Raw genomic sequence first — 26,341 nt, forward strand, 5'->3', positions numbered from 1 at the left:
TTTCTCAATATTTGTTAAATCATCATATTGTATATACAAAAATACCATCTCAATAATCCAAATATTACAATAGATTATTTGGGATTATTACCCTTAACCGCTGTCAAATTGACAGCGGTTAAGGGCGTTACTGCAATGCAGTTCTTAATGACTTAAACACTAAAAAAATTATTACAACAAAGTTAGACCAAAATTCAAAAAACGTTTGCGATGAAACGAAATTATATTATGCAATCTACTGTGCAAGTAAACTAGCACTTCCTATGAATAAATTAGATATTGAAATAGACATTTGACAATTCCATGCCCTTGGTACGAACCCCGAAAGCAATTAGATTATCCTCGCCATGACAAATCCCTAAGAAAAAGCCGTTACACTCACCTTATCGGAGCGAACGGCAAAGATTTTATAATTTTATTCTTGAATACTGTAAGCGCAGTTTATGCAGAATTACATTTCGAGTTTTTCTGTCAGGCAAAGCTTTTTATACACTTTAAAATAAACCCATACAGCATTTATCAATAATAATGCGCTGGTTACAAAAAAGACATATTTAATACCAAAATAGGCAGCCACTTGTCCTCCTAAAACAGAACCTCCAAATACACCTAAATATCCTGCCGACATGGAAAAGCCAAAAACTCCGCCTGTAAGAGAATCAGGTGTGATTTTCTTTACAAGGGTATTAACAGAAGGATTTAAACCTGCTATTGCTAATCCTAATAAAAAGCGAAGTCCCATTAACTGCCACGAATTTTCCACAAAGGCTTGCGGTATATAAATGATTCCGGCTACAATAAGAGCGCCTAACATGACTTTATGCGCTCCTATTTTATCAGAAAGTTTTCCCAGTCTTGGAGCTGCAATTATATTTGCCAGCCCTGAGGCTGAGAATGCTAATCCGGCTAACAGGGCAACATGACCTGAACCTTTAGTTAATTGGGTGACATATACTGTTACGATAGGTTCTATAGAATACAGCCCTAGAGTTATGACAAAAAAGGTCACTAGTAAGATAATCGTTAAACTCTTTTCAGGAACACTCTTCCATGTCTCCTTGATACCAACTGCCTTTTTATCCCGACGGACAAACGATTCCTTTACAAATAAAGCGGTCAGAACAAATGCAATCAGCAGCAATGCACCTGTTATGAAAAATACAGGTTGAAAACCAAGGGTCTCCTCGATAAAACCGCCAATAATTGGACCTATTAACGAACCTGCAATACTTCCAGTTGAAAGTGTGCCTAGAGCATACCCCGCGTGTTCCTTATCCGTCTGAGTTGCAATCAATGCAGTACACGCTGTACCATAACCTGTGATAACGCCCTGCAATAATCTTAATCCGATCAGTACATATACATTTGGTGCAAACCCCATGCAACCGATAACTAACGCCATACCAAGACTTGCCCGCAAAATCATTGGTTTTCGCCCAAATTTGTCTGCAAAGTGACCCCAAATAGGTGAGAAAACGGCCGAAATTATATAAGTAACACCAAACGCAATTCCTGAAAGTTGTGCAATGGAAGAGGCACTATGAACTCCCAAATGCTGTATATAAAGCGGCAATACTGGGGCAATTTGACTCATTCCAATACCTGCTACGAACATTCCAAACCAGCAAACGAATAAATTTCTTTTCCAAATCGGCATGAGTATAAACCTCCCCTTTCGTTTTTTAGCTTCCTGGGTACGATAAGTCTGTATTATAATTTCTGCAGTTAATTGGAGATATACCTAAACGGCTTTTCAGCCGGATGATTTTCTCAAGGAGATTTATCAGGTTCTACTCTCGTAGCGAGCGCCTCTTTGAAATATAATCCAAAGAGGCGCTTACTTTTGGTCAGAATTTCCTACAACGCGTTGGTCCGTGATTTTTAATTCAAGGCGTCGATCCAAGCATCGACTGTCAGTACATCGGCCTGACGCGGAAACACCTTCTCGGTGAGAACGCGGTGAACCTCAGGATCGGCATCAAGACATGCATCGGAAAGAACCTTTAGTGTATAGTCTTTATCCGCTGCTTCCCGCAATGTTGATAAAACAACGCCACTGGTAGCAATTCCACTTAAAATTAACGTATCAATTTGGTGAGATCGGAGGATGACTTCGAGGTTGCTGCCAGCAAACGCGCTAACTCGAAACTTCGTAACAACTGGTTCGTTTGGCTCCGGCTGAACGGATTCATGAATTTGTGTTGCTATGTCTGAGACCGTCATTCCACTGGATTTGGAAATTACTGAGAACGACTTGTTTTGAGGATTGATCTCAGGATAACCTTCGCTAAAAGCGACTCGAACAAAAATAACTGGAATAGAATGTCGGCGTGCGGCTTCGACAGCTTTTTGGAACGGAAGCAGTACTTTTCTGGCTTCTGCAAAACGAGATACAATACCATTTTGAACATCCATAATTAACAGAGCGGCTTTATCGTGATGATTATGCATATTGTACAACTCCTTTATTTTATGCTAATATAAATGGAGAGCTCTCCATTTATATTAGCGGAGAGCTCTCCATTTGTCAAGTGTGCTTTTTTAATTAATATTTGAGGATTAAAGTTCATATTATCCATCTCAGATTTTTTGATTATAAGGTAATCGCTTGGAGCTTCGCATTTAGTGCTTGTATTTCTTTTTGATAATCTTCGGCAGATAACTGCAGATTGACGTATTTCATATTTAATTTCTTTCTAGCACTTAAAAGCTCATCGCGCATTTTATAAGAAAAGTGGTTTACCCCGCAAAAATAAATAAAACCCGCAAAACCAGTGTTACCACTGCTTTGCGGGTTTCCCCAAAATCTTAATTGGTCGGAGCGACACGATTTGAACGTGCGACCTCTACCACCCCAAGGTAGCAAATTGCACTAAGTTCAACTTTTATGAAACTATACAAATTACACTGTTTCTGCACCCCTAATTTTAGGCCTATTTGTCTCGTTAATTCAACTATTAAAATATATTTTAATAGTTATAATTATAATTAAAATGAGTGGTAGGTTTTTTGGTAGGTATCAATGACCGTGAAAGGGGTCTATTTTTTATGTTCTTTTCTTTCTTCCAAGCCTAACCGATATGCGCTTTCAATGCAAAAACTTTCTTCTAGGCAAACTGACCTTTCGTATTCAAAGAATAACGAGCCGTTGTTAGGCCCTAGGAGATCTAGGATCTTGCGACCTAATTTTCTTGTTTTTAATTGTAAAGCTGAAATCCTAAAGTTCTTATTTACATCAATAAAAATTTTTTCTATAGCACTATATGATTTTATGAATTTGGTAAATCTGAATTTTGAGTGACGTCTAAGTGCTACGTTCATCATATTTATAGCTCCTTCATTTACCACTTGTCAAAGAAGGTTAATATTGGATATAATCACAATATCAAGAACCCTTCTATTAAAGTGTGTTTTTGTGGAAGGAAGTCCTGAACTCTTGGTGGGGTTGTGAGGACTTCCTTGCTTTTTTATTTTCGTTTTGAGATTATCTTCCCGGACTTATTTAAAGGCTCGATTATTAACCCAAAATCACCCGGTATCACCTTGTATTTCTCGCCGTTAACCTGAAATATCTCGCCTTCCTTAAGACCAGAAGTGTCGATATCTCCCCCTAGATCAATCTCTCGCCTAACCCACGTTTCTCCATCGTCACCACTCACCTTTACCTCAACGATCGCATTTGGCCTATCTTCGAGTTGATATAATTCACCTGCATATTGAGCAATTTGATCATCTATCGGTTCATTTACTTCCACAATATATCCCCCTATCAAGAACAAATATTTCTTTTTATTAGAACACATGTTCCTTGTCTATTCAAGGGGCATTTTTCCGAAGACATAATAATTCACAAATACTTCAAGAGTAATTCTAACTCAACGCCAAGACATTTTGCTATTCGAGCAATTGTTTTAATATGAGGTCTTGGGCATTTTTCTTTCTCGATCCTACTAAGATAACTTACACTAATCCCCGCCCTCTCTGCTAATTCTTTTTGTGTCATATTTTTAGCTGTGCGAATTTCTGCTACCTTTCTGCCAATCCTCAAGCTGTTTAAGTCCTATCTTCAGGTTACTCCTGTCAACAAGTCGAAATCAAGAAGTGCCGAACTATTCATTTCGCGACATAAAATGACAATTAAACCTAAATTAATATTTATGTATGCACGTACATTGATTATATTACTCTATGTGACATTATTAATAATGGTAAATATTTCTGCCTAGGGTATTCAGGCCGAAATATTTTAGTAATGTTACAGGTGGTATAACGTGAATAGGATTAAACAAATTTTAAAAGAACTCGACATGACCCAAGAAGAACTGTCCCTAATTTGCGGCGTACCCCAACCAGAAATAAGTCGTATAGCAAATAATAAAAAAATTAAAATTGAACTCGAGACTGGGATAAAAATAGCGCGCGGACTTCGTAAGCCAGTAGAATATGTTTTCCCAGATTACTAAAAAGACCTCGGTCAATAAACCGAGGTCTTAACATTTAAATATTTAAATCGAAAAACAACTAAGAATGTCTAAAGGAAGGTATATAATCTAAAGTGTAGAAAGGATATTGAATCCTTGAAAGGTGCGTGATTCTCATGGGATTTAGATTTAGAAAGCAGATAGGCCCAAAGGGATTAAAGCTAAACGTGGGCAAGAAAGGGGCAAACTCTACAAGCTTAAAGATTGCTCCAGGTATCACAGTTAACTCTAACCGCGGCCTGACAGTGGGTATCCCAGGCACTGGCATAAGTTACAATACTGGCAGGAAAAAAGCAAAAAAATCAGAGGATTTAATTGATGAGAGTAGCTCTGCAAAATCAATTCTCTATGACTTTTCTCCCGAATCAGCTAAAGTTTTTAAAGATGTCACTGGAGGGTATAATAAAAAGCCGTTTATTGCTATTGGTATTTCTCTAATTTTATGCTTAACACCTATCTGGCCAATTGGTTTAGTATCAATGATGTTTTCCTTAGCATGGTTGGTGATTGATCTCTCTTATAAGTTGTTTAAGTACTATAGACATGTAAAGAAATTGAGGAAGGAAGCAATTAATTTAGCTAAAAATGAAGGAGGACATTCATTTGAATCGTAAAATTCTCATACTGGGATTAGCCCTTTTTATCTCATTTACACTTGTCGGCTGCAATAGCAATACTGCTTCACTCTCAGCCACTCAAGTCCTAGCCTCTACTGCCCCTAGCTCTCAAGTGGAATACTACTTCACTAGAGCAGATCAACATCCCGAGAAAGCCCTGGAATCTCAAATTAACACAGCCAAATCAACCTTGGATATCGCCATTTATAGCCTAACGAAGAAAGACATTGTAGATGCCATCATAGCTGCCAAGAAACGTGGAGTAAGCGTAAGAATCATTACTGACCGCATAGAGGCAAGGACAAAAGCGCAATCAAGCGAGTTGGCATTACTTAAAAATGCCGGTATAACTATCAAAGAGAACTCTCATTCTGGCCTAATGCATATGAAAGTATCCATCATTGAAAAATCTGTCGTGACTACCGGATCTTACAACTACACTCAAAATGCTTCCACTGAAAACGACGAAGTTCTTGTCATAATCCATGATCCGAGTATTGCGGCCAAATGGTCCGATGAATTCCAGCAAATGTGGGATGATACAAATAATTATAGTGAGATATAAACGCAAAAAAATCCCTCCCACCATTACGGCGAGAGGGATTTCGTCATTGATGCCAGGGATTATTCTTCGGCGTCTTTTTTATCTAATATTCCGCCGAAGTCTTGTGTCTTACAATTATTGGTGATATAATCATGGTATACTAAATGTATATAGGTATACCAAGGTATACATAGCATAAATAAAGGCTTTAAGGTATACCTTGTTTAAAAGGAGATTCACGCCATGCCTGAGGAAAAAGATTCCTACTCGGTTAAAACCACGAAAGATATCACGGAATCCATTGAAGCCCTTCTCCATACCACTGGGCTAAACAATAAAGACCTCTTTGCGGCTATGGTCACGCAATTCAAAACCAATTTGCTGGTCAGTAGTGACACCGAACAGACAGAGGATATGCAGCAGCTCAAATATCACCTCTCTCATGCCGAGTCTATTTTTAGTAATATGGTCCAGAAAGTACACGATCTGAAGGAGAACTTTACCGAGCGCATTGAGCAGGAAAAGCAACTGCATCAAAGCGTCATCTCTCAAGTCGAGCGAGGTCGACAGCAGGCCGAGGAGGAGCGCGATAAAGCTCGTCTGGAACTGGCTGAAATTAAGGAGCAAATGAAAGAACTATCCGAGCGAAATGATGAACTCGAAGCTATTAACAAATCTAATTTAACCACGATCTCTCTGCTTACAGATAAGACAGAAACCCTCGAAGCCAAAATCGGAGCCGTAAATGATTTCGAATCAGAATTAAAGCAACTCCGGAAAGATCACGCTGAATCACAGCGTCAAGCTGAAAGGCTACAGGCCGAAGTTGATCAAGCTCACCGAGATTCGAAAGCCAAAGAACAAGCTATTACAGCACTTAAAGATTCTCACGCTAATGAATTAGCCTCCGCACAAAAGATGGCTGATCTGCAGATACACACTGCCGGTATTGAAGCAAATAACCGGGTGCTAGAAGCTACCACTAAGCTCAAGGATGAATATGTAGCTAAGATCGATGCCCTCCATGAAAAGAACCAACTCTTAACCGCTAGGGTTCATGAATTAGAGCTGGGTAAAACATAAAAATAGCCAAAAACAAAATCGAGCTCACAGCTTTTTGCTGAGAGCTTTTTCTTTGCTTATTTTTAATTGTTGAAATGACCGAAGGAAGCTCTTAGCACACCGCTGAGGGCTATAATTTTACTCCAAAAAAGAACCCCCAAGTTTTAATTGGGAGTTGAATTAGGGGATAATAAGTTACCTGACAACAATATCATTTTTCTCGATATTCAATCCGATTATGCAAGCTTTCTTTAGACATTTTGACGCAAAAAACTCCCACCGTTTACCGATGAGAGCAAAGCATAGAGAGTATATAGGAAAGTAGGTTGCAACAAGTTTATATTACCCGAGATTAAAAAGGATATACCAAAAAATAATAGGCCCCCGTCATTTCTGACGAGAGCGATATGTAATGAAAAGGGAATGGTGTTCTCTGTTAGTTTGCTCTAAGTTGGGCTTATTATACACACGAAAAAACTCCCGAAGATCATTTTGCCGAGATTCTTTGAGATAAAAAAATATCCCCCAATGAGGGGGAATAACATGTGAGGGATATTTCCCTAGGTAGGACTGATGTATTTTATGCGTTGCTAGTTATAAATGTCACAATATCTATAACGTCTACCTTAATATGTTGCAATAATTTGGCAAGCCGTTTTCCTTTACCAAGAACAATTGTTTTGATAAAATCAGAACATATATTCTACATTAAGGGTGAAGCGAATGAGCAAGAGAATCATTTTTCATATCGATGTCAATAGCGCTTACCTCTCATGGGAAGCTACATATCGCCTGCAGCATGGCGATCCTCTCGACTTAAGGACCGTTCCCGCGGTCGTTGGCGGCAACCCTGAGACTCGACATGGTATTGTTCTAACTAAGTCTATTCCTGCGAAAAAACATGGCATACAGACAGGAGAAACGATTCACACGGCTCTTGCAAAATGCCCTGAATTGATGATTGTCAGGCCCAACTATGGGCTATATATGCAATGTAGTAAGGCATTTGGTGATATCCTTCATGAGTATTCTCCCCTGGTTGAGCAATATTCCATTGATGAGTATTTTATTGATTTCTCGAGCATGGAACGTCTCTTTAAAGACCCCATTGAAGCTGCCTACATACTAAAAGATAGAATCAAAAACGAATTGGGTTTTACAGTCAACGTCGGGATTAGCACAAACAAAATTTTGGCTAAGATGGCCTCGGAGCTTGAGAAGCCAGATAAGGTACATACTATCTTTCCGGAAGAAATCTCATCGAAAATGTGGCCTCTCCCTATCGAGGAATTGTTCATGGTCGGTCGTGCGACTTCTAAGAAATTAAGGAGCCGGGGAATCAAAACAATTGGAGACTTGGCACACTATGATCCTAAGCTCATCAAGCTCTTTCTACACAGTCATGGTCTGCTCGTTTGGAATTACGCGAACGGCATTGAATGTAATCCAGTCCGTGAAAATCGTCGGCCTATTATTAAGGGGATGGGAAACTCTACAACGATATCCTTCGATGTTGATGATCGACGAACTGCCCATTTAGTTTTGTTGTCGCTGACAGAGACCGTCGCTGCGAGATTACGACAGGCAGGATATTGTGCTAGATTAGTGTCTGTTTCGCTTAGGACTAACGAGTTTTATGATTGCTCACATCAGAGAAAGATCTTTTCTGCTATTGATTGCACCAATGCGATATACGAGGTGGCTTGCGAATTATTCGATGAACTTTGGAAAGGCGAACCTGTCCGGCATTTAGGCGTGAGGGTTTCTGAACTGTGTCAGAATGATTTCCATCAGATGACGTTTTTTGAGAAGGATTATGGTAAGCAGAGGGCCGTGGATCGGGCCATCGATTCGATACGTGAGAGGTTTGGGAATGGTTCAGTGTTTAGGTCGGCGTTCATTAATAGCGGGGTGCGGTTTAGTAGTGGTGGGACGATGGATGATGAGGAATATCCTATGATGAGTAGTCAGTTGTAAATATGAAAGGACCGCATTATAGTGAGTGCAGTCCTTTTTTGATGGGTTTGCCGTTTAGCTCGAACCAGGCGAGACAGAGATGAAAGTGGCAAGGTTTTTTATTAATATTAAACAATATTTGTACATAGTAAAGGATTTCCTTCTTTTACGTCGAAGATTAATATAACGTTACATTTAAATACATTGACTTACTATATTATTCATATACAATATAGAAATGAAAAGAAGGCATCGCTCGAATGGGACTTTGGAAATTTTTTAGAATCTTCTTGACGGCATTAAGTCTTCTAATTATCTTAGCAACTTCTGGCACTGATGTGGATTTGTTTAGAAGCTCGACGGTGTTCTTGCTTGGTTTATTGTATGACTATGCAAGCATGTTCAATGCAGTTGCAAAAAACAAATGGTTATCATATGATAAAATACACTCCTGCATAGGATTGGGTATCATATTATGGTTATTGCTTATTTCGATTCTAGGTGTGACTGGAATTTTGTTAACCTCTAAAGGAAATCCGTCTGTATGGGTTTTCGGTTCAGGATCTCAGGACATATTAAAACACTTAGTTTTCAACAAAAATTATTTTTTTTACTTTTTAGTTACTTTATTGATATTAGTTGTCCTCGAATTGAGTAATCCTATGGAAAGAACAAGCGCAATCTAGACCATAATACTCAAGCTTTAAGAAAAGGGGATATTGATTATGTTTATGGATTCTATTAGCGTTATTAAGATACTTTCGGTAACTCTAGTAGCATCTCTTTATGCTGGTTTTATTATTAGATTAATTAGAAACGACGGCCAAAAGGTATTTAGTAATGCTTTAAAGATTTGCTCTAAGATGATTATTACTCCTTTTATCATTCCATTAATACTGTTTCGCGTTAAACGCAATTTAGATCATAACAAGCATGAAATCAGAAGATTTATTAATGATACTATAGATCAACAATTGAAAGAAAAGAATTTATCCGAAGAATACCATACACAAATATACGAACAAGTCACTCAACAAATATCAACACCCATGTTTTTTATAAACACGTCTGCTAAATTAGTAGTTAATTATTTAAAGGAATGGGATAAAAATGTAGATATTCTTATTAATGAAAAGGCAAAAAGCCAAATTCCCATTAGGTTTGAAGCGAATGAGCTCCCCTTAGCTATAAATATTTTTAGGATAATAGTTGAATCAATAAGTAGAAATAATTTGCTTTATTTGAGGATCATAAAATAGCTCTTAAAAATAGCAAAAACCCTCTCCCGCCTAAACGAGAGAGGGTTTTTATTCTTTCAGCGTCCGGCAACTCTGTTTATTTATTATGCAGTTTGTTGGTTGTCTTGCGCTTGGGCCTGAGAATCTGCTTGAACTGGTTGAGCAACTTTAACTGTCGATGGATCTGGTACAGGCTGCGGAATATCTTGTGCTGGAGTAGATGCAGGAGCCGGTATAGGCTGAACGGCCGGAGCAACATTCACCGATACGCTAAGATTACTCAATGCTTTATCGATAAGGGGTTTGACCATACTCTCAATGGTATCTGCAGGTACATTAGGCGCTACTTTCTGTAGTTCTGCTTGAATCATATTAGCAATATCATCTTGTGTATACGGAGCAGCGGAACTAGCGACAGCCTGTAACGGCTGCATTTCATCCTTAACTTTCTTGCAAGCACTCTCGATAAAAGTCTCCCACTGAGAATCCGTAAAATTTAGCCCTGCTTTCGCTGCCAATTCCTTTACTTTCTTTAGCGCAACGATATACTTAGTAGGGCCTTGGCCTTGTGGTATACCTAATTTCTTAGCGGCTTGCTCTGCGAAATTGACCGCATCCATAGCAATCCATGAAGCCGTAGCGATCTGCCGCGCCGAGAAATGCTGTTTGACAAAGGCCACTCCATAGGTAACTAGAGCACCGACTAGAATCGTCAAAACGTCTTGAAGACCGCTAGAAATGATTGATTGAACATCCATAATTAAAATTACCTCCTCTATTTTATCGGCATAATGAAAAGCAGGCCATTTACTGACCTGCTCTGTTTAATCCTCGTCTGCCGGGGCGAGGAAGAATTACTTATTCAGCTGGCTTCCACTGTTTATTTTGGGTAACGCACGCTAATACAATTTGCCCTGATCCCTGGTGCCCCTCTTCAAAAGTTGTCTGATGAATTTTAGTAATTGCTTCTTTAATTCGTGTTTCGTCCTTACAAGTTTCTTTCTTGGAGCATCCGTAACATGGTGAATTTAGGCTATAAGACATTTGCATTTCCTTCTTTCATTTTTCATTTTGGCAAGCGCTTGCGAATTTGAATTGTAAACTCCTACTGGCTGCGAAAAGCTTACAATCTTTTACCCTAAATACTTTTTCACCGCTGCCGCTGTATCGTATTTGTCATTTCCACTTAGCAGCACTTCGTTTGGGTGTCCTGTCGTCGGCCCACCCACGACAATTAGTTTCTGTGCATTCATAGCATCCTTAGGTACCGAGTGATCTTCTGGCCGGACGAACAAGGCACAATTACCATTTCTGGCGGAAACGTCCGTTCCGGACCAGAAATCATCCTTTGTATAAAGTAAAACGGCCACATCTAAATTCATCTCTTCGCTCCCCTTCTCTTTGTAAGTAATCCCAAAATAATCACAAATCCCTTTGGCATGAGCCACAGCAAGAGCCTGACGGAAGCTCGGCTCTTTAAGTTTCACCGTATCTGCCGCAGAGTCAATAAATCCATTCTCAGTCAAGATGGCAGGCGCATTCGTCTTGCTCCCCAAGACTGAAACATTTTGCGCCTTTATTCCTCTGTTAGCCCATCCGCTTACTTGCTGGATGTAATAAAGACATTTGCCGGCTGCAGCTTCGGCCTTTCCTCCCACGCCTGACACAAGGATCTCTTGACCGGTTCCGCCTCCGGAATTGACGTGAACAGAGACGAAGAAATCTGCTCCAAAATTGTTTGAGATAGTTGAACGAGCATCTAATTCGGCATCCAACTCGTTCTCTAAGTGCCACGGTGCGTAATCGCCATCACGAGTTAGGCATACAATTATCCCATTGAATTCAAGCAGTGGCTTAAGCCTGAGGCAGATATCTAGCGTAATATCTTTTTCCTGTAGACCGTTGCCGCAAGCCCCGGGATCATAACCACCGTGCCCGGGATCTAAGCATAGTTTCATTTCGAATCTCCTTTCTTTTTATTTAATATAGATTCCCGATCCCTTGCTCTGTCATAAAATCCTTTTGTTCATGTTTTACCTTCTGGGCATACTCTAACGCAGCAGACATTTCTCCGTTACATTTTCCGTCACGTATGGCATGAGCTGTTGCTTCACCGAGTGCTATTGCGGCACCTACGCTGTGTATAAGCAAAATCTCATTCTTTTTCCTAGCCTTGTCCAACTCCTCTCTTTTTGTGTCGCGTTTGGTCATGTTTTTCTGCAGAACCCAGAAACATAAACCGGTAGCCGCACTTGGGATACTCCAAAATGTTAATAGGGTTGTCGCATCAATTTGCACTTCTTCTCCTCCTTCATGGCATAAAAATAACCGTCGATTGACGGTTTAAAGGATATGTTCGGTTTTTGGGTCTTTAGCGAAGGTTAGTCTAAGATATTTATTGTCATAGTTGTATCAGTTTCACTAACCTTCTCCCAACTTGTAGAAGTTGTGTCTGGCCTAACTGGGTCATCATCGCTGCCCATGCCAATTTTATTTACTGTTGTTACCATTTATCAAACCCCCATATAAAAGTTATCAAATCTTGAAGTAGGGTCATTAGCCGCAGTTCCAATACCGAATTTTGTTGCAGTTTGATTAAAAGATTCCGTTACGGATATTCTGAGCAATCCATTTATGAATACTTGTATAGATGTCCCGTTTAAGATAGTTTTTACCTCGTCACCATTTACCGGAGTCGTGGTGTATGTTCCAATCTGTGTGGCAACATTCGCCACTACCCTGAATAATGAATACGCTGTATTCGAGGATGCCGTAGAAACCATCAAATAATTTTGCACATCAGACGCTCTTAAAATCAATCTTGGATTCGTGAAAGAAGCGACTATTGGTAATACAATCTTAGCTATCCCGTTACAACTACCTGAATCAATAACTGAGACATCACGTCCCCCTGATGATGTCGAAACATAGGCAGTATTTCCCGTTATACCCCAAATACCGGATAATGCCGACCACAATTGTCCTGTATCTGCATTTCCAAGGGACGCGGCGTTATTTGCCCTATTAAAGCCATCATAAACTTTAATTCTGTGTTTTTTCTTGAGAGGATTTAATACTAACAAACTCATTTGTAATCCCCCCTTACAACAAATAACCTTTTATCACTAGTCTAATAGTTTCGCCTGACGATGGGGTGTATGCATTGTTGGTAATAATGGCAGGATAAAGCTTCCCGTTAGCGTCTAATGTAGCAAGCCTTGATAGCTCCGTTGCCATAAACTTATAAAGATTCGCCGCGTAAGTTACAGCAGATCCCCATTCGTCGGGGTTGATACTCGCGGCACGTTTGCCTACCATTTCGGCATAAGTCGGTGTAAAGGCTGTTCCATCTGTTACACCACTAGCAACAGGATTATTGACGTTAAAAAATAATACTATTGGATTCAGTTTTGGTGATGCCGCCCCATTAGAGGAGAACACATTAACCGACGATATTTGTATTTTTTGTCCCCCTGAAGCAACAGCGGAAAGGTCTAAAGCGGGTAATGTAGATAAGCCGTTACCATTTACAACCTGACCTACGACATAAGCAGTTGTATTTGCGGGACGTGTTATCTCGACGTACTGTTCAAACTCGATTATTTTAGTGGGTAATGCTCCTGTGACATTCGCTAAACTCCCAGTTAGTTTAACTCCATTATCTCCAGAGCCAAGAGCCTGATAAAGCAAGAAATTGGTCTGAGCCGTAACCCCATTAGTATATCTAAACCGGAAATATCGTTTCTTCAGTAAAATCCAATCTGTCTCACTTAATGTATTAGCGTTAACCGATAAAGTCGCTGAGGTAGACCATGTAGACCCATCATCGCTTTCTTCAACCGTTAGAGTGCCTGCAGCATCAGAAAAAACATATCCTTTTACTTTGGAGATTAGCACGTCTCCAAGACGGTCATATGCCGTCTGTGCAAAAGATCCGTTTGCAGCAAGTGGAGCGTTTGTTAGTTGCAAAGCCGCTCCGGTCATATCAAGGCCTGGTACCGCAAAGGTATCACCGCCATGATATATCTTGACGGCTCCTCCACGATTCTCAGAGTCTAAGGGAAATGTAAATGCCATTCATTACTCCTCCTTTAGCTCATAAAAGTAACGCCCTCTCGGCGTTTAATTTTTAGGCTGCGTAATCAGTTCCCGTGATGTTCTTATAATCGGTTGCGGTAATTTTTCCTTTTGCAACAAACACTTTCACTTGGTCAGTAGTATAGAATCCTGATTGGTAGTATTGAGTAACAATTTGAACCCAATTCATTACATCAACCCCCCTTCAACTAAGGCTAAAAGCATTTGAGCATTTTGGGCTTCAAGTTGAGTTACTTGTTCAGCATCTGTAAGAGGTCTATCAACAAAAACCCAAGAGAGTTGGCTCCCAGTTGAATCATGGTGCAGCTCAATATCTTTCCCAGCCTGTGGTTCGGGAGGATTTGGAGGGGCTGTTGCAGATATAGTTGCTACTTGAGACCCATCCACAAACATTCCATCCACTTTGAAATCCCCAACTGTAGTTTTAGTTCCGATAACAATCATCACAATCCACTCTCCTTGTTATTTACCAAGTTACAATAACCCTGCCGGAGGTTCCAGCACTTGCGATACCTAATGTTTGAGTGGAGGTACCTCTTGCACCATTTCCACCATTGCCTGCTCCGCATGCACCAGTAGCGCCAGTTCCAGCGATACCAGAGCCATTGGACACACCATTACCAGCAGTACCATTTCCACCACTACCACCGTTACTGCCGTTACCGCCGCCAGCTCCACCAGCACCACCAACGCCGCCATTATTGGTGTAGTCAGTGCCGTGATAACCGCCAACACCTCCGCCTGCAACATAACTACCAAATGATGATTGTCCACCTGTTGCGCCATCTGCTCCGTAACCATTGGCTCCACTGGTAGAGGCTCCTGCTCCCCCCGCACCTACAACAACAGTGATCTGCTGACCTGGAGTTACTGGGATGTCAACAAGATATACACCTCCCGCTCCGCCACCGCCGCCTCCGCCACTACCGTTGATTCCGTTACCTCCACCGCCACCTGCTCCTCCAATAATGGCGGTAACTTTTGTAACACTAGCAGGGACAGTAAATGTATATGTTCCAGGAGTCGAATAAGTTTGGGAGCTATGCGGAGCATTAGCAACGGATCCTCCACCATAATATCCCGGCGTGATCGAAGTTCCTGGTTGCAGAGTTGGACTCCCTTGATTAGGCATTGTTCCTGCTACATTAGCGATGGTAGTGCCCGTTAAGACATTAGCTGCAGGAACGTTTACTTGAGCTACACTTCCACCCGAAGTATAGCCTGCAGGAATAGGCACTGAAGCAAGTCCGCTGGGTATTAAGTTCAAAGCACCATTGTTGGGCATATTACCCGTTATGGGACCGCTATCAACAGTAGCAGTTGCCCCAATTAATAGTTGAGTAGCAGTAGCATTTCCTCCACCTCCTTTACCCTGTACAATAAAATTTCCCGTGGTGGAGTTGTAGCGCATCGAATAAATAAGCCCAGCTTTTAAGCCACCAGAGGTAATAGTGTTTCCAAGGGAATCAAGGATTGGTTTTGCGCCAAGGCCGTTTACGTTTATGGTTGAAGCTCCTGTACTCGCTACATTGATCTTTACAGACACTCCCATTCCATCAACATATGAAGTTGGAACAGGGCTCAACGTCACAGCGTAGGTATTTGCCGCGCCCGCAGCCGTAGCATAGTAGACATGCTTTACATCGTCAGCTAAATGAGATGTGAGGTCAGCTGCAGCGGCTTTTCCTGCAAGCGCGTTTGTCATTGTTGTCGCAAAGTTCGGATCATCGCCAAGTGCGTCAGCCAATTCTTTCAACGTGTCTAATGCGGCAGGGGAAGAATTGACAAGAGCTGCTATTGCCGCAGCAACAAACGCTGTGGTAGAAATTTTGGTCGAATTATCTCCTACTATTGGAGTAGTGCCCGTAGGAGTTCCGGTGAAAGCAGGAGAGTTTATAGAAGCTTTTAGTGCCACGGCATCAGAGTTTGCTTTGATTTGAGCGTCAATGATGTCCATATTGTCGTTTTCATTGCCGATATCATATGCATCTGTTGGATCGGGCTTTTTAAGGCCAAAGTTAGTCGTTGTCTGCATTATACTTCCTCCTAATTCGTTACAAACGTTAATGCAGTTGAATTATGATCAAAATTAGGCAGGTTAGTTTTAAGAAATTCATGAGTGTAACCGCTTAATTGCGCGTAGGTAAAGGGCTTCAAATCTTGATAGTAGATATACAGGAAAACATAAGCCACAGCTAGATAAGCTGGTTTTATTTGTTCGATAGCAGCTTTCAAATCTTCAATATTAGGCGGAATGCCGTAAACGCTGGTAAATTTCACTTGAATAGTTCCATCAAAGGTTACTTCAACGTTTCCATTGGTAAAAGCGTCGCATACCGTCTTTATAAGCGTTGCGTTCAACTTTCCGCTTCCACGCCACTTCGATTTAATCACGCTTCTTCGGTAATCCAAAGGTTTAGTGTAATCCGTGGATTTTCCTAGATCCTTTTCATAAATATCCAAAGCCCAGGTTGCTGTATCCACGTCGAATTGGGCATTTAAATCCGCGATATCGACATCGATATTGTCTAATTCCTGCCCTTGAGAATTAAAGATATTTGCAAAAAGATCAGTAGTACTTAAAAACGGAGGCAAATAGCTCTTTAGGTTATCGCTACGCAATCGTTACCACCCCCAAGACTGGGGTTTCTGTTAATGTAGGCGTATAACTTAATGGTATGTTTGCGGTACCACCGTTTACAGTTAATCCCGTATAATCCAGTATCCCAGCACTTGCCAATATTGCTGCGCCGATCTTAGCATAGCTTATGGCACTCTCCTTAAAGGCAATTGACTGGAGATATGATTTAGTGCTATTTTGCACGTTGGTGAGCCTTTGATCATCCGTATAGTTCGTATCCTTGACTGCAGCAAAGCTGATATTTATAATGCTTCCCGTTGCCCCTTCTACCGTCGTAAACGCCCCAAAGGGAGCTTCTCCCTCCCCAAGACCTTGTATTCCAGGGTCCATGTAAGTTTGTGCCCCACTTATTAGGTCTGCACTTGGGGGTAGTTTATTAGCGTCAATAATCACTAGCTTAACCGTGTTATTCCCGTTCCAGATGGGATAAACCTTAACATCTCCGACACCCGTAAAATCCTTGATAAGGCTTGTGAACTGGGCAATATTACCCCCCGTTGCTGGAGCTTGGATGTAATCGTAATATCGCTGTAAGAGAGAGGCATCGCTCTCAGCGTCAAAGCCATCTTGAGTAGGATTAGGATTTGTTACACTTACCAGGCCAGGAATAGCGACTGGGAACTGAGTTATTTGATTAGCTGGGACCATACCGCTTGATCCGGTAATGAGTGCCTGTACATTAATGCTCTCCGATCCGCTGATAATCTTTTGCTCGGAAGATTCAAATTGCACTCCCCCAGGTGTCTGCACTAAATCGCCAACATTAATAGTTCCGTTCCCAGTTATGGTAACGTCAGTATTGGCATAGGTTGCTGGGTTCCTCGTTTTTCCTGTTCGCTGATAGATTCTTGTTGCTAATTCATCCCCACTTAAGTTTGATAAGTCGAACTTAGCTGCTACTGCATCAAGGTTTGTTTCTTGATTCGCAATCTCAATACTTGCAGGGGAAAGAGCGTCATAAACTAAAGAACCCTCTGATTTATCTACATCAGAAGGCACGTTCCCCAACATTCTATTAAGTATTGTTGAAGCTGTTTCACTATACATTCATGCTCACATCCCCATAGATTGTTGTTGCCGTAAAGCTGACGCTTGTCTTGCTCCCATCAACACTTATGGCGATATTTGAAACACCTGAGATATAGGGGTTAATTAATAACGATTCTTTAAGGTATCTTTCAACCTCTGAATTTAGGGCCGCGCTCGAAAGTCCCTGATTAATTAACGTTTCAAGATCATTCCCAAAGTTACCGGAATAGGCCTTATACCTATTTTTAGGGGTTTGCAGGGCCTTCCAAATCCAAACCTTCACAGCATCTTTGCACGTTACGGTTATGTTTTTCCCATCAATGAGTAGGAAATTATTGTTGTCGAAATCCCAAGCATATTCCTTGGCCAACGGTAGAGTTGCTACGCTAGAACTGCTTGGTGTTAATACTGCCTGTCCGATACTTTCCGGAAAAATGCTCATACGTTCACAACCCTTGCTAAGATAACAAATGTTGAACTATTGACCTGGACGACCACCAAAGTATCACCCTCATTAAGCCCATCTGTGAAATTCAGAACCCCGTTTGGTATGCTGAGACTTGAAATGGTGCCATCAGAAGTGACCCCGCTCGCAGTTGTGCTTGGTAAATTGATCTTCCTTGAATAGTCCAAAAGCAAGGAATCGGCAACAAGTAAATTTTCTCCAGCCATTTGTAGCTCGCCTACCATGATTGTGAGAGGAGAGGCACTAATAACGGATGCTAATTCAACCGAGGAGGGGTTGTATTTAGCCCCCTGATCTTGCATAATTTTAATCATTTCGCTATAAGGATTTTTAGACCTCATTTTACCACCCTACTCTCCGTCAACCTTACCTTCCTTCATGTCCATGATATTCTGGCTCTTTAGGTTGAGCTGCATGGTGTACTTATTTGTGCCAATTTCCCAGGTGTGTGTATCACCATCTATAAACCATGTGGCGTTCTGAAGAACACTTACATAAAATATATTTGTTTTTACTGCTGTGCCCGTTATGACCTTCACGTTACCTATTGCTGTGGCCGTTACCTCCTGCTCCATGCCCTTCAGCAGGATGGATGCCTCTATCTGAGTATTTTTATCCTTGTTCACTGTATAGGTGTCTTGAAGTATCCCATAATACTTTTGCCATTCTGTATTCTCTACGACCTGCCCGGTAAATGCCTTTTTATCGTTGTAAATTTTGACCTTGTTTATCATCTGCTCGATGTTATCATCATAAATAGAGTTTATTAAGTTGACGTTCGGGTCGAGTGTGAAATCAATGAGATTTTTACCCTTTTCAATACAATTCAGGCTTATCCCACTCATCAATAAGAAATACTGTTTGCTTGTGGAGAAGGATGCGTAGGTGTATGCCTGCATTATGATGTCGTAAAGTGTTTTGTTGGAAGCTAGGAGGCTAATATTTACACCTGTTTGTTCTAGATGTCCTACGCTTACACCAACTTCTTCGCACACCTTTATTGTTGCGGCCTCGGGCGTGATGTTCGTGAAGTTGTAGGTGGCCTTAGATTTAAGAAAATAAATCAAAAAGTCATAAGCCGTGAATTGTAATTCTTGATCTGAGTTTAGCGAACGTACAAAGACTATTCCTCTGAAAATCTCGCCTTCAACATCATCAACAAGCCATACCATCGTGCCAGGGGAAATTTGGGTGTTAGGTTGGTTCTTGTCAAAGATGGAATAAGCTAAGGTAACGTCAATTTTTCGGGCGACTTGCGACTTGTCACCTGACCACTTTACTGTTTTACAAAACCTTGTGATATCTGTAGATCCCCCGAAGTAATTGCTGTATACCTTAATCATGAGGGTATAACCTTGTATTCCTTGAGTGTAAGCGTGAAGTAGACATCCCCAGTGCCATCCTGCTCGCCATACTCAAAATCCTCAATTGAACATAACGTATTTAGGCTTATTCCGGTTACAAGGTAGCGAATCGGGTTTCCACTCGCCATCCATTTCTCGATCAAGTCAGTACACTCTTTTGGTGTCGGGAACGTACTATACTGACAGAAACTATAATACTTGCTGGGAAAGAAGGACGTTATTGGCGGGATCTCAGCAAGTTTAGGCTTGCCAATGAAGCTCACTTCTCCTATGCCTTCAACGATGACGGAAGTATTATTTAGGGCCTTCTTAATAGCATAACTGGAAGGCGGGACGGGAAGCCGAAGGTTGTCGTTGTTTTGTATTAGCCAAAATTCCATCACCAACCCCCCTACGCCGTGTTGATGGCAACTGCGTGTAGCTTAAGTACTAATGCGTTAGCAATCTTATCGATATCAGCGTCTTCTCTGACGATGATCGTATCTGCTAATTTAGCGACCGTGATACTACCACCGGAGTTGCGAGTTGATTGAGCGTCCTTGATCTTGGTTCCTTTGGGTAGGTCGATTTCCTCCGCACCATGCTCTCCGACAAGGGTTCTACCTCCACTCCAATAGGTTGTACCAAGAGCGTTTCTTCCGGATCTCATGCCTTCGGCTGTGCTGTTTTTGGAAACATCCAAACTTATCTTTGCTAATAACGGAATGTTAACTCCTGGTATTTTGTTTAGCCCATTGATGAATTCATCAATTAAGCCTATACAGTAATTAACGCCATCAATAAATGAGTTTTTGATATTTACCCAAGCATCGCTTAGCGTTTGTTTAACCGTATCCCAATTCTGATACAAAAGAACCCCGGCAGCAATTAAGCCCATTACTAATAAGATTACCGCTCCAATTGGATTAGCGTCCATTGCGGCATTTAAGGCCCATTGCGCCGCCGTCATTATACCGGTTACCGCAGCCGATACTAACATCATCCCTTTTTGTGCTAACCAGGCTAGGGTTTGGGCCGATATTGCCGCGACAGTTGTCCATCCTTGCGCTGCGTAGGCTATTAAAGAGCCGATCAAGCTAATGGTTATGACCGCACCAGTAATAATTGCTTGAGCAGCCACTTTAATTAAGCTGCCGATGAAGCTTACCGTAATTTTAGCACCTGCTATGACGGATTCAGTACCAGACCTAATGAGTGAGACGATAAAAGATCCGGTGATTTTTGCAGCATTTATCACCGCTTCTAACCCAGCTTTTGCCATAGATGCTATAAAGTTTGCGGTAATTTTAGCAGCGGCGATGACCGATTCCGTTCCAGTTTTTATGACATTCGCTATAAAATTACCCAATATCTGTCCGCCGGAAATGGCTGCTTTTACGCCAGTTTTTATTAAGGCCGGACCGAAAATAGTTCCAAGAACAATTGCGGTATTCTCTATTGCTTTTTGATGATCTTTTAATGATTGAGTAAAATCTTCGAATTCCTGCTTGACTACCCCTACCGCCTTGTCCTTGAAATCAATAAGCTTATCCTTAACTTCTTGGACTTTATCCATTAAGTTTTGGAAAGTATTTTTGACCTCATTAATCGCTTTATCCTTTAGCTTTATGAATTCATCATGTAGTTCCTTAGCCTTTTTCTTGATTTGATCCCAATGAGTATAAACTAATATGCCTATAGCGACTAAGGCAACTAGGGCCGCTATCACTAGCATGACTATTCCGCCAGGACCAGCAAGGTACGCCATTATTCCACCAGCATTAGAGATTGATTTAGCTAACTTAGTGAAAGGTGTGATTGCATTCCCAATGCTGGTAACTACTTTTCCAACGGTAAAAATTACTGGCCCCACTACAGCTGCCATAGTAGCAAACTTAATTATCATTTCCTGCTGTGCTGGCGACATATCTGCAAGCTTTTGAGCAAAGCCAGCTACCGTATCTACTAGCTTTTGAAAAGACGGCATCAAATTATCTAACGAGCCTTTGAGTTTTTCTGATACCGGCCCAAAGGCTACTTCAATTACGTGCCTCATTTTAGCCAATTTCCCCGCCCATGTAGCCGCATCCGCCGCTGCTTTGCTTATTGTATCTGGGCTATTTTTAAGTGTCTGAAGTAAACCAGTTAAATCCATCCTGCCTTCTCGAATTGCCGCTGCCATGTCTGGTCCCGCTTTGGCCCCAAACATCTTAAGCGCAAGTGCATTAGCTTGCCCGGCACTTCCTGCAGCTTTTATTTGCGTAATCATGGTTTGAAGAGCTTGAGAAGGGTCTTTTATTCCCTCTTTTGCCATCTTCCCAAGCGCAATTCTCAATGATCCAACGACCAACTCAGTATTAACGCCCTCTTTTTCGAATTTACCCAGCATTGCTCCGCTCGTCTGCCAGTCGAATCCCATTTGTCTTAGCGGTCCTCCGAACTGAGTCATAAGTTCTTGCAATCTATCTACGGATATTCCCGTCTGTTCGTGAACCTTAAATGTGTAATCCAAGGCCTTTGAGTAATCAGCTTGGGCAATTCCAGCATCTTGAAACATCCTAGTTGTTGCTGGAATGAGCGTATTGATATCCGAGCCTGTAATCTTAGCTAGTTTCAGCATTTGAGTTGATAGATCTTCTAATGGCTTTCCTGCCAATCCTGTCCTGGAGTTCAATTGCGCTACTACTTGACTAGTGTCAGCCATACTTGCACTGACTTGGCTGTAAACAGCCTTAAAATCATCATTCAAACCAGCTAATGTCTTACCGGTTGCCCCCGTGGTCGTTCTTATGGTATTTTGGGCAGCTTGAAAGTCGTCAGCGAGTTTTAACAGTCCCGCCCCTGCGGCTACAATAGGCGCAGTAACTGTCATGCTTAATGTCTTTCCTACCGCTCCCATGTCCTTGCCTACTTTTATCATATTTGCTCCAGCGTAAGTAGCTTGTCTCTGGAACTGCGAAAGGTTCCCGTTTACATTTTTTAATGTCGCGCTGAACTGGTCACGCAATTGAATTACAGCATCAATGACACGTGCTATTGGAATCACCCCCTGCCCTGCATTTCAGAAAATATAAAAAGCACCCGTTTAAATAACGGGCACCTTGTATTAATTGAATATTAAATTTACTTATTTTTTATGTCATTTAATAGTTTTATGATTATCCAGTTTTGTTCAACTAAAGCCCCTAAATAATTCAACTTGGCTATATCTTCTGATTTTCCCGAAAGTGCAATCCCAAAATCCATTAATCCCGTTCCCATCAGACCCATTAAAATCAATTTAACTTTTTCCTTATCTTCTAACGACAAATTTTCCAATCCGTATTTCGCCATTTTCTCATTTAGTTTCTCTAACTTTTCATTTTCTTTTTCATCTTTACTCTTAAATAACGCCATATGTAATTCACTCCTTTTCCATACATTGTATGGTTTTTGGGGTAAATTACAACTACTTTATTTATTGAGAATTTTCCTTGTTTCTTTGTTCAATTTCATAAAGAATAAAAGCCCGGAGAATCTTCTTCTCACCGGGCTTTTTATCGTAGTACTCTTTAGGGCTCATGTTTTTAAAGCGAAAAAGAAGATAGGCCGTCTGCACGTTCCTATCTTCGTTAATTAGTTTTTTATTTCTTCCTCTTGCTTATCCTTATCCTCATCGTCTTTCTCGTAGCCGGAAAGTTCATTAATCCCGTTGTAGAGATCATCGATCTCACCGCTAAGCAGCAATCTCTTAATAAGTTCCTTGGGCGTAGGAGATCCGAAATGCTTCTGAAGTTCTTCATTCTTGAATACCTCAGGGCAACCTTCGATAATAATTAAGGTTTTCATTTTGTACATATTAATTTTTTTAACATCACCTTTGCGGAGTTCTAAAGCCCCTTCCTGAATCTCTGCATATTTTTCAGGATCGAGAGCCTTGCAGGGAAAGTCGAGAGGTTGTTTAAGTTTCCTGGATTGAATCGTGATAACCTTCGATGGAATTTCGATTTTACCAGCATCCATTTTTAACAGTTTTTCCACTATGTTCATCTTTATTTCCTCCTGTTTATCAAGAAATATGACCAGAAAATATAACGCAATTAGGATAATCACCCCAATAGGGGCATCCAAAACATAAAGGGCTATTTAAATAAAGAATTTCTAAGTATAGCGTAAAACTCTCCTCATAAAGAGAGAAAAGGACCTACTAAATTACGTCTAGTAAATCCCAATCCATGAAAGTAAACGGTACACTCTCTTCACCGTTCTTTTTAGCTTCCCAATCGACAAGCGTTAATTCGTCAAACATGACTCCCATTAGCACAATCCGTTCAGCGCCTAAGCTTTGTGGATCTTCCAGGTTAGAGACAATGGTATGTTCTGGAGTTTTCCCAGCCTTGATATTATCACTGTTGGCCTTAATCATAGCCGAAGTCACTTTGTTCAGCTTAACAGTTCCCTTTAGCTCCATACCAGTAACCTTCTGACCACTCACGAGCTTACCGCATATATTTACGGCTGTTTTTGTCAGGGTAACCTTGGCCTGGAGGGCCGTAGTTTCTGCCATAAAGTTACCATCAAACCACATTTCTCCGAAAGTACCATTAACTACTTGATCGGCCGTATAATTATCCATGGTTTACCTCCTTAATTCAAAAATAGATTTAGGGTTAAGTCCTCCATGGCATCAAGAGGTCTGTCGGTGCCTGTTAGGAATACAAAAGAACCAGTATTTGCCTTTTTGATATCTAGCTCTTTCATCCCGCTTGTGTCTATCCCCTTACTCTGGAGATACGACGTTTGAGCTGCCACATCGATCCCAACACTGTTTTTGCCTATCTCTAAAAGCATTTGGTTTTCTAGACCTCCCAAATAAGTGTTAATAGCGGTAATGAGTAAGCACTTATGGTCATAGTCATTCGGGACCTTTCCGACATAATTGTCGCCAAACGTCCTCTTGATATCGTCATGCTGAAGATCCATTATGTCTACAATTTTGCACTTTTGCCAATCTGCGGTTTTGGTCGCCGTAAGCGTTACAAGGCTATTAACTGCTCGTGCAATTTTCACTTTCTCACCATCGTTTATAAGCAAAAGCTGACCAGCATTAATATTCGTGTCGAATTGAGTACTAGTCAAATGAGGAACATCCTTAACTTCAGGCAACACTTGGAATGTTGCGCTCATGGTGAGGGGATTCCCGGCCAGAATACCCGCTATCCTGCTGCAGTAATCCGTTGCGTTAACCGTCCCAGAAGCCACAATGATGTCATCTGTTCCAAAATTGATGATTCCTTCATGGTCTCCTGCAGTATTTGGAAGTACCATTTTTGATTTGATATCCTTGGAATCGCGTAAGGCTTTAATCCAGGTTGCAACAACTAAGGCGTCTGCCGTATCGATCTCTGGTATGGCTCCATAGTCCCAGATAACTGTTTCTAGATACGATGTTGCGGCTGAATAATCGGTTGCTGTCGTGGGAAGCACATAAACAATTAAGCTTACTGGCGCTTGATCTCCACCAATGAAAGCAAGATTTATTTGATTAAGATTATAAGTAGAGTAGTCTTGGGGAATTGCCTTAGGATCTGTATAAACATTGGGTCCGGCATGAACGGAATCCTTTAATACAAGGGCCACAATGCCTTGTGATCCCCTTGATACAGCGCTTGAAGCCAGAGCCTTAAAGACTACTTCTATGTTAGGTAATCCCATATTCTTGACCTCCTAGATTTAAGTTTAGTGTTTCCATGGGGTCTGCTTCCGGAGTAGTATCTTCGATCTCATCATAAAAGTTAAGGTCAAACTTAACGGAATAGATGTGGTCTGTTTCGTCGATAACTTCTGCCCGGAAGTTTTTCACCAATTTCTTTTTGGTCCCAATAACGAGTATTGGCGTCAGGACACCTTTCAAAGTGTCATACATTTGCAAGTTTTCCAGATCGGTTCTGTTTGTGGAAAAGTAAACAATCTCAACCATTAAAGAATTTTCGCTGGTATCTTTCTTGAAGATATCGCTCGTAACAGGAGTTATGTTGACAAAAAAACAAGGCCGAGAAAATCCTTCCTTGACCTCGTTTCCATAAGTCTTTAAACCGACGGGGGCTATGGCGGCATTGATGGCCGACTTAATATCTATCAGTGTAATCATTGTAAATCACCTAGAACGCTATCAAGCCAGCTCTCCACTTCAGCGGGCATAGTTTGCTCTAACTCCATCATAGCCGTTTCCACCATGTGCTTACCTGGCACAAACCCAATTTCCTGACCATTTTTGCCAACCATTCTATGTCCTTTTTCCACAAGATGAAAAAGAGGACTTGTGTTTGTCATGGTAATATTCGAACCGTCTTTATCGTAGTTCACCTTAGAAAGCTTATACTGGCTCTTAAGGTGTTTCTTATTTTTGCCGATCGGGGTCCTATTTTGAGAACTTGTTTTCAGCATTTTTCCTAATTTAAGAAGAATTTCCTCTTCTTTAAAAGGATATTTGGCTCTCACTTGATCTAATTTAGTCTGAAGGTCCTCGAGTCCTTGAAATTTTATTTCGAAGTCATCAGCCATTCTTAGCCACCCTCTCAAGAGCCATGATCTCAAGAAATACATTTCTCTCCATGATATTAATAATGTCGTCGATCAGAAAGATCCGATCTTGGTATTGTATCTGCATATCCGGGGTTAACCCTGATAAATAACGAATTGTAATTTTATGGGTTAGCTGAGCCTGATACTTTTTGGCTTCAAAAGAATCTTTGCCGCGTATTGGTTTTATGGACGCATAAACAGTTTTATAAATGCTGGGGACTAAAATGGTATCCCCAGCTTCATTTTCACCATCTCCCCATGTGAGGATATTAATTTTATTTCGCAATTCTCCCGGATTGAAA

At 41.1% G+C, this 26,341-nt stretch carries 35 protein-coding genes; 7 read left to right on the plus strand and 28 right to left on the minus strand.

The window, feature by feature from the left end:
• Positions 1 to 451 precede the first annotated feature (451 nt).
• From VZF35_RS03030 to VZF35_RS03050, 5 genes are all read right to left on the minus strand, one after another.
• The gene (locus tag VZF35_RS03030) at positions 452 to 1,657 is read right to left on the minus strand and encodes a multidrug efflux MFS transporter (RefSeq protein ID WP_407310863.1); all 1,206 of its coding nucleotides are present in this window, start codon (positions 1,655 to 1,657) and stop codon (positions 452 to 454) included.
• Between the two features lie 224 nt (positions 1,658 to 1,881).
• Positions 1,882 to 2,451 (minus strand): cysteine hydrolase family protein, encoded by a 570-nt coding sequence (locus VZF35_RS03035; RefSeq protein ID WP_407310865.1) that lies wholly within the window; start codon positions 2,449 to 2,451, stop codon positions 1,882 to 1,884.
• A gap of 588 nt (positions 2,452 to 3,039) precedes the next feature.
• Positions 3,040 to 3,324, minus strand: a complete 285-nt coding sequence (locus VZF35_RS03040) for a hypothetical protein (protein WP_407310867.1) — start codon at positions 3,322 to 3,324, stop codon at positions 3,040 to 3,042.
• A gap of 143 nt (positions 3,325 to 3,467) precedes the next feature.
• Positions 3,468 to 3,755: a hypothetical protein gene (locus VZF35_RS03045; protein WP_407310869.1), complete on the minus strand. Its 288-nt coding sequence runs from the start codon at positions 3,753 to 3,755 to the stop codon at positions 3,468 to 3,470.
• Positions 3,756 to 3,847: 92 nt separating this feature from the next.
• Positions 3,848 to 4,048, minus strand: a complete 201-nt coding sequence (locus tag VZF35_RS03050) for a helix-turn-helix domain-containing protein (RefSeq protein ID WP_407310871.1) — start codon at positions 4,046 to 4,048, stop codon at positions 3,848 to 3,850.
• Between the two features lie 223 nt (positions 4,049 to 4,271).
• Here VZF35_RS03050 and VZF35_RS03055 point away from each other — a divergent pair, with 223 nt between their 5' ends.
• The 7 genes from VZF35_RS03055 (at position 4,272) to VZF35_RS03085 (ending at position 9,919) form a co-directional block, all read left to right on the plus strand.
• Positions 4,272 to 4,463, plus strand: coding sequence for a helix-turn-helix transcriptional regulator (locus tag VZF35_RS03055; RefSeq protein WP_083996346.1), 192 nt, complete (start codon positions 4,272 to 4,274; stop codon positions 4,461 to 4,463).
• A 134-nt stretch (positions 4,464 to 4,597) separates the two neighbouring features.
• On the plus strand, positions 4,598 to 5,095 hold the full coding sequence (locus VZF35_RS03060) for a DUF4236 domain-containing protein (protein ID WP_407310874.1): 498 nt from the start codon (positions 4,598 to 4,600) through the stop codon (positions 5,093 to 5,095).
• Positions 5,085 to 5,663: a phospholipase D family protein gene (locus tag VZF35_RS03065; protein WP_407310876.1), complete on the plus strand. Its 579-nt coding sequence runs from the start codon at positions 5,085 to 5,087 to the stop codon at positions 5,661 to 5,663. The genes VZF35_RS03060 and VZF35_RS03065 overlap by 11 nt, the downstream gene beginning before the upstream one ends.
• Positions 5,664 to 5,885: 222 nt before the next feature.
• Positions 5,886 to 6,725, plus strand: a complete 840-nt coding sequence (locus VZF35_RS03070) for a hypothetical protein (RefSeq protein WP_407310878.1) — start codon at positions 5,886 to 5,888, stop codon at positions 6,723 to 6,725.
• Positions 6,726 to 7,427: 702 nt separating this feature from the next.
• On the plus strand, positions 7,428 to 8,681 hold the full coding sequence (locus tag VZF35_RS03075; protein ID WP_407310880.1) for a DNA polymerase IV: 1,254 nt from the start codon (positions 7,428 to 7,430) through the stop codon (positions 8,679 to 8,681).
• A gap of 239 nt (positions 8,682 to 8,920) precedes the next feature.
• Positions 8,921 to 9,346, plus strand: coding sequence for a hypothetical protein (locus VZF35_RS03080; RefSeq protein ID WP_407310882.1), 426 nt, complete (start codon positions 8,921 to 8,923; stop codon positions 9,344 to 9,346).
• A 45-nt stretch (positions 9,347 to 9,391) separates the two neighbouring features.
• The gene (locus tag VZF35_RS03085) at positions 9,392 to 9,919 is read left to right on the plus strand and encodes a hypothetical protein (protein ID WP_407310884.1); all 528 of its coding nucleotides are present in this window, start codon (positions 9,392 to 9,394) and stop codon (positions 9,917 to 9,919) included.
• An 83-nt stretch (positions 9,920 to 10,002) separates the two neighbouring features.
• On the opposite strand, the gene VZF35_RS03090 is transcribed toward VZF35_RS03085, so the two are convergent.
• From VZF35_RS03090 to VZF35_RS03200, 23 genes are all read right to left on the minus strand, one after another.
• On the minus strand, positions 10,003 to 10,656 hold the full coding sequence (locus VZF35_RS03090) for a phage holin, LLH family (RefSeq protein WP_407310886.1): 654 nt from the start codon (positions 10,654 to 10,656) through the stop codon (positions 10,003 to 10,005).
• A 375-nt stretch (positions 10,657 to 11,031) separates the two neighbouring features.
• Entirely contained in the window at positions 11,032 to 11,856 is an 825-nt protein-coding gene (locus VZF35_RS03095; protein WP_407310888.1) for an N-acetylmuramoyl-L-alanine amidase, read from the minus strand.
• Between the two features lie 22 nt (positions 11,857 to 11,878).
• Positions 11,879 to 12,196, minus strand: a complete 318-nt coding sequence (locus tag VZF35_RS03100; protein WP_407310890.1) for a serine/threonine protein kinase — start codon at positions 12,194 to 12,196, stop codon at positions 11,879 to 11,881.
• 83 nt (positions 12,197 to 12,279) lie between these two features.
• The gene (locus tag VZF35_RS03105) at positions 12,280 to 12,408 is read right to left on the minus strand and encodes a hypothetical protein (RefSeq protein WP_407310892.1); all 129 of its coding nucleotides are present in this window, start codon (positions 12,406 to 12,408) and stop codon (positions 12,280 to 12,282) included.
• Between the two features lie 3 nt (positions 12,409 to 12,411).
• Entirely contained in the window at positions 12,412 to 12,987 is a 576-nt protein-coding gene (locus tag VZF35_RS03110) for a hypothetical protein (protein WP_407310894.1), read from the minus strand.
• A gap of 13 nt (positions 12,988 to 13,000) precedes the next feature.
• Positions 13,001 to 13,975, minus strand: a complete 975-nt coding sequence (locus tag VZF35_RS03115) for a hypothetical protein (protein ID WP_407310896.1) — start codon at positions 13,973 to 13,975, stop codon at positions 13,001 to 13,003.
• A gap of 52 nt (positions 13,976 to 14,027) precedes the next feature.
• Positions 14,028 to 14,165: an XkdX family protein gene (locus VZF35_RS03120; RefSeq protein WP_407310898.1), complete on the minus strand. Its 138-nt coding sequence runs from the start codon at positions 14,163 to 14,165 to the stop codon at positions 14,028 to 14,030.
• Entirely contained in the window at positions 14,165 to 14,443 is a 279-nt protein-coding gene (locus tag VZF35_RS03125) for a hypothetical protein (RefSeq protein WP_407310900.1), read from the minus strand. Before VZF35_RS03125 ends, VZF35_RS03120 begins: the two co-directional genes overlap by 1 nt.
• Before the next feature lie 19 nt (positions 14,444 to 14,462).
• Positions 14,463 to 16,031, minus strand: a complete 1,569-nt coding sequence (locus VZF35_RS03130; protein WP_407310903.1) for a glycine-rich domain-containing protein — start codon at positions 16,029 to 16,031, stop codon at positions 14,463 to 14,465.
• Positions 16,032 to 16,042: 11 nt separating this feature from the next.
• Entirely contained in the window at positions 16,043 to 16,618 is a 576-nt protein-coding gene (locus VZF35_RS03135) for a putative phage tail protein (protein ID WP_407310905.1), read from the minus strand.
• Positions 16,611 to 17,684, minus strand: coding sequence for a baseplate J/gp47 family protein (locus VZF35_RS03140; protein WP_407310907.1), 1,074 nt, complete (start codon positions 17,682 to 17,684; stop codon positions 16,611 to 16,613). Before VZF35_RS03140 ends, VZF35_RS03135 begins: the two co-directional genes overlap by 8 nt.
• Positions 17,677 to 18,108, minus strand: coding sequence for a DUF2634 domain-containing protein (locus VZF35_RS03145; RefSeq protein ID WP_407310909.1), 432 nt, complete (start codon positions 18,106 to 18,108; stop codon positions 17,677 to 17,679). Before VZF35_RS03145 ends, VZF35_RS03140 begins: the two co-directional genes overlap by 8 nt.
• Positions 18,105 to 18,434 (minus strand): DUF2577 domain-containing protein, encoded by a 330-nt coding sequence (locus VZF35_RS03150; protein WP_407310911.1) that lies wholly within the window; start codon positions 18,432 to 18,434, stop codon positions 18,105 to 18,107. The genes VZF35_RS03145 and VZF35_RS03150 overlap by 4 nt, the downstream gene beginning before the upstream one ends.
• Positions 18,435 to 18,482: 48 nt before the next feature.
• Positions 18,483 to 19,304, minus strand: coding sequence for a terminase (locus VZF35_RS03155; RefSeq protein WP_407310914.1), 822 nt, complete (start codon positions 19,302 to 19,304; stop codon positions 18,483 to 18,485).
• Positions 19,305 to 19,471: 167 nt separating this feature from the next.
• A complete protein-coding gene (locus tag VZF35_RS03160; RefSeq protein ID WP_407310916.1) occupies positions 19,472 to 19,876 on the minus strand; it encodes a hypothetical protein in 405 nt (134 codons plus the stop codon).
• Between the two features lie 11 nt (positions 19,877 to 19,887).
• Positions 19,888 to 22,521: a phage tail tape measure protein gene (locus tag VZF35_RS03165; protein ID WP_407310918.1), complete on the minus strand. Its 2,634-nt coding sequence runs from the start codon at positions 22,519 to 22,521 to the stop codon at positions 19,888 to 19,890.
• 77 nt (positions 22,522 to 22,598) lie between these two features.
• Entirely contained in the window at positions 22,599 to 22,871 is a 273-nt protein-coding gene (locus VZF35_RS03170; protein ID WP_407310920.1) for a hypothetical protein, read from the minus strand.
• 219 nt (positions 22,872 to 23,090) lie between these two features.
• The gene (locus VZF35_RS03175; protein WP_407310922.1) at positions 23,091 to 23,504 is read right to left on the minus strand and encodes a phage tail assembly chaperone; all 414 of its coding nucleotides are present in this window, start codon (positions 23,502 to 23,504) and stop codon (positions 23,091 to 23,093) included.
• 157 nt (positions 23,505 to 23,661) lie between these two features.
• The gene (locus tag VZF35_RS03180) at positions 23,662 to 24,090 is read right to left on the minus strand and encodes a phage tail tube protein (protein WP_407310924.1); all 429 of its coding nucleotides are present in this window, start codon (positions 24,088 to 24,090) and stop codon (positions 23,662 to 23,664) included.
• An 11-nt stretch (positions 24,091 to 24,101) separates the two neighbouring features.
• Entirely contained in the window at positions 24,102 to 25,169 is a 1,068-nt protein-coding gene (locus VZF35_RS03185; protein WP_407310926.1) for a phage tail sheath subtilisin-like domain-containing protein, read from the minus strand.
• Positions 25,156 to 25,605: a DUF6838 family protein gene (locus tag VZF35_RS03190; RefSeq protein WP_407310928.1), complete on the minus strand. Its 450-nt coding sequence runs from the start codon at positions 25,603 to 25,605 to the stop codon at positions 25,156 to 25,158. Before VZF35_RS03190 ends, VZF35_RS03185 begins: the two co-directional genes overlap by 14 nt.
• Positions 25,602 to 26,018, minus strand: a complete 417-nt coding sequence (locus VZF35_RS03195; protein WP_407310930.1) for a hypothetical protein — start codon at positions 26,016 to 26,018, stop codon at positions 25,602 to 25,604. The genes VZF35_RS03190 and VZF35_RS03195 overlap by 4 nt, the downstream gene beginning before the upstream one ends.
• Entirely contained in the window at positions 26,011 to 26,325 is a 315-nt protein-coding gene (locus tag VZF35_RS03200) for a phage head closure protein (RefSeq protein WP_407310932.1), read from the minus strand. Before VZF35_RS03200 ends, VZF35_RS03195 begins: the two co-directional genes overlap by 8 nt.
• Positions 26,326 to 26,341 lie beyond the last annotated feature (16 nt).

Source organism: Desulfosporosinus paludis, from assembly GCF_045689965.1.
GTDB classification, from domain to species: Bacteria; Bacillota; Desulfitobacteriia; order Desulfitobacteriales; family Desulfitobacteriaceae; genus Desulfosporosinus; species Desulfosporosinus paludis.

Coding starts and splice junctions, on each gene's coding strand:
- VZF35_RS03145 (WP_407310909.1), bottom strand. CDS start 18,108: ATGAGCATTTTTCCGGAAAGTATCGGACAGGCAGTATTAACACCAAGC.
- VZF35_RS03070 (WP_407310878.1), top strand. CDS start 5,886: ATGCCTGAGGAAAAAGATTCCTACTCGGTTAAAACCACGAAAGATATC.
- VZF35_RS03140 (WP_407310907.1), bottom strand. CDS start 17,684: ATGTATAGTGAAACAGCTTCAACAATACTTAATAGAATGTTGGGGAAC.
- VZF35_RS03095 (WP_407310888.1), bottom strand. CDS start 11,856: ATGAAACTATGCTTAGATCCCGGGCACGGTGGTTATGATCCCGGGGCT.
- VZF35_RS03195 (WP_407310930.1), bottom strand. CDS start 26,018: ATGGCTGATGACTTCGAAATAAAATTTCAAGGACTCGAGGACCTTCAG.
- VZF35_RS03120 (WP_407310898.1), bottom strand. CDS start 14,165: ATGAATTGGGTTCAAATTGTTACTCAATACTACCAATCAGGATTCTAT.
- VZF35_RS03085 (WP_407310884.1), top strand. CDS start 9,392: ATGGATTCTATTAGCGTTATTAAGATACTTTCGGTAACTCTAGTAGCA.
- VZF35_RS03160 (WP_407310916.1), bottom strand. CDS start 19,876: ATGGAATTTTGGCTAATACAAAACAACGACAACCTTCGGCTTCCCGTC.
- VZF35_RS03030 (WP_407310863.1), bottom strand. CDS start 1,657: ATGCCGATTTGGAAAAGAAATTTATTCGTTTGCTGGTTTGGAATGTTC.
- VZF35_RS03115 (WP_407310896.1), bottom strand. CDS start 13,975: ATGGCATTTACATTTCCCTTAGACTCTGAGAATCGTGGAGGAGCCGTC.
- VZF35_RS03105 (WP_407310892.1), bottom strand. CDS start 12,408: ATGGTAACAACAGTAAATAAAATTGGCATGGGCAGCGATGATGACCCA.
- VZF35_RS03080 (WP_407310882.1), top strand. CDS start 8,921: ATGGGACTTTGGAAATTTTTTAGAATCTTCTTGACGGCATTAAGTCTT.
- VZF35_RS03185 (WP_407310926.1), bottom strand. CDS start 25,169: ATGGGATTACCTAACATAGAAGTAGTCTTTAAGGCTCTGGCTTCAAGC.
- VZF35_RS03190 (WP_407310928.1), bottom strand. CDS start 25,605: ATGATTACACTGATAGATATTAAGTCGGCCATCAATGCCGCCATAGCC.
- VZF35_RS03130 (WP_407310903.1), bottom strand. CDS start 16,031: ATGCAGACAACGACTAACTTTGGCCTTAAAAAGCCCGATCCAACAGAT.
- VZF35_RS03180 (WP_407310924.1), bottom strand. CDS start 24,090: ATGGATAATTATACGGCCGATCAAGTAGTTAATGGTACTTTCGGAGAA.
- VZF35_RS03040 (WP_407310867.1), bottom strand. CDS start 3,324: ATGATGAACGTAGCACTTAGACGTCACTCAAAATTCAGATTTACCAAA.
- VZF35_RS03035 (WP_407310865.1), bottom strand. CDS start 2,451: ATGCATAATCATCACGATAAAGCCGCTCTGTTAATTATGGATGTTCAA.
- VZF35_RS03090 (WP_407310886.1), bottom strand. CDS start 10,656: ATGGATGTTCAATCAATCATTTCTAGCGGTCTTCAAGACGTTTTGACG.
- VZF35_RS03150 (WP_407310911.1), bottom strand. CDS start 18,434: ATGCAAGATCAGGGGGCTAAATACAACCCCTCCTCGGTTGAATTAGCA.
- VZF35_RS03060 (WP_407310874.1), top strand. CDS start 4,598: ATGGGATTTAGATTTAGAAAGCAGATAGGCCCAAAGGGATTAAAGCTA.
- VZF35_RS03170 (WP_407310920.1), bottom strand. CDS start 22,871: ATGGCGTTATTTAAGAGTAAAGATGAAAAAGAAAATGAAAAGTTAGAG.
- VZF35_RS03075 (WP_407310880.1), top strand. CDS start 7,428: ATGAGCAAGAGAATCATTTTTCATATCGATGTCAATAGCGCTTACCTC.
- VZF35_RS03175 (WP_407310922.1), bottom strand. CDS start 23,504: ATGAACATAGTGGAAAAACTGTTAAAAATGGATGCTGGTAAAATCGAA.
- VZF35_RS03110 (WP_407310894.1), bottom strand. CDS start 12,987: ATGAGTTTGTTAGTATTAAATCCTCTCAAGAAAAAACACAGAATTAAA.
- VZF35_RS03155 (WP_407310914.1), bottom strand. CDS start 19,304: ATGGTATGGCTTGTTGATGATGTTGAAGGCGAGATTTTCAGAGGAATA.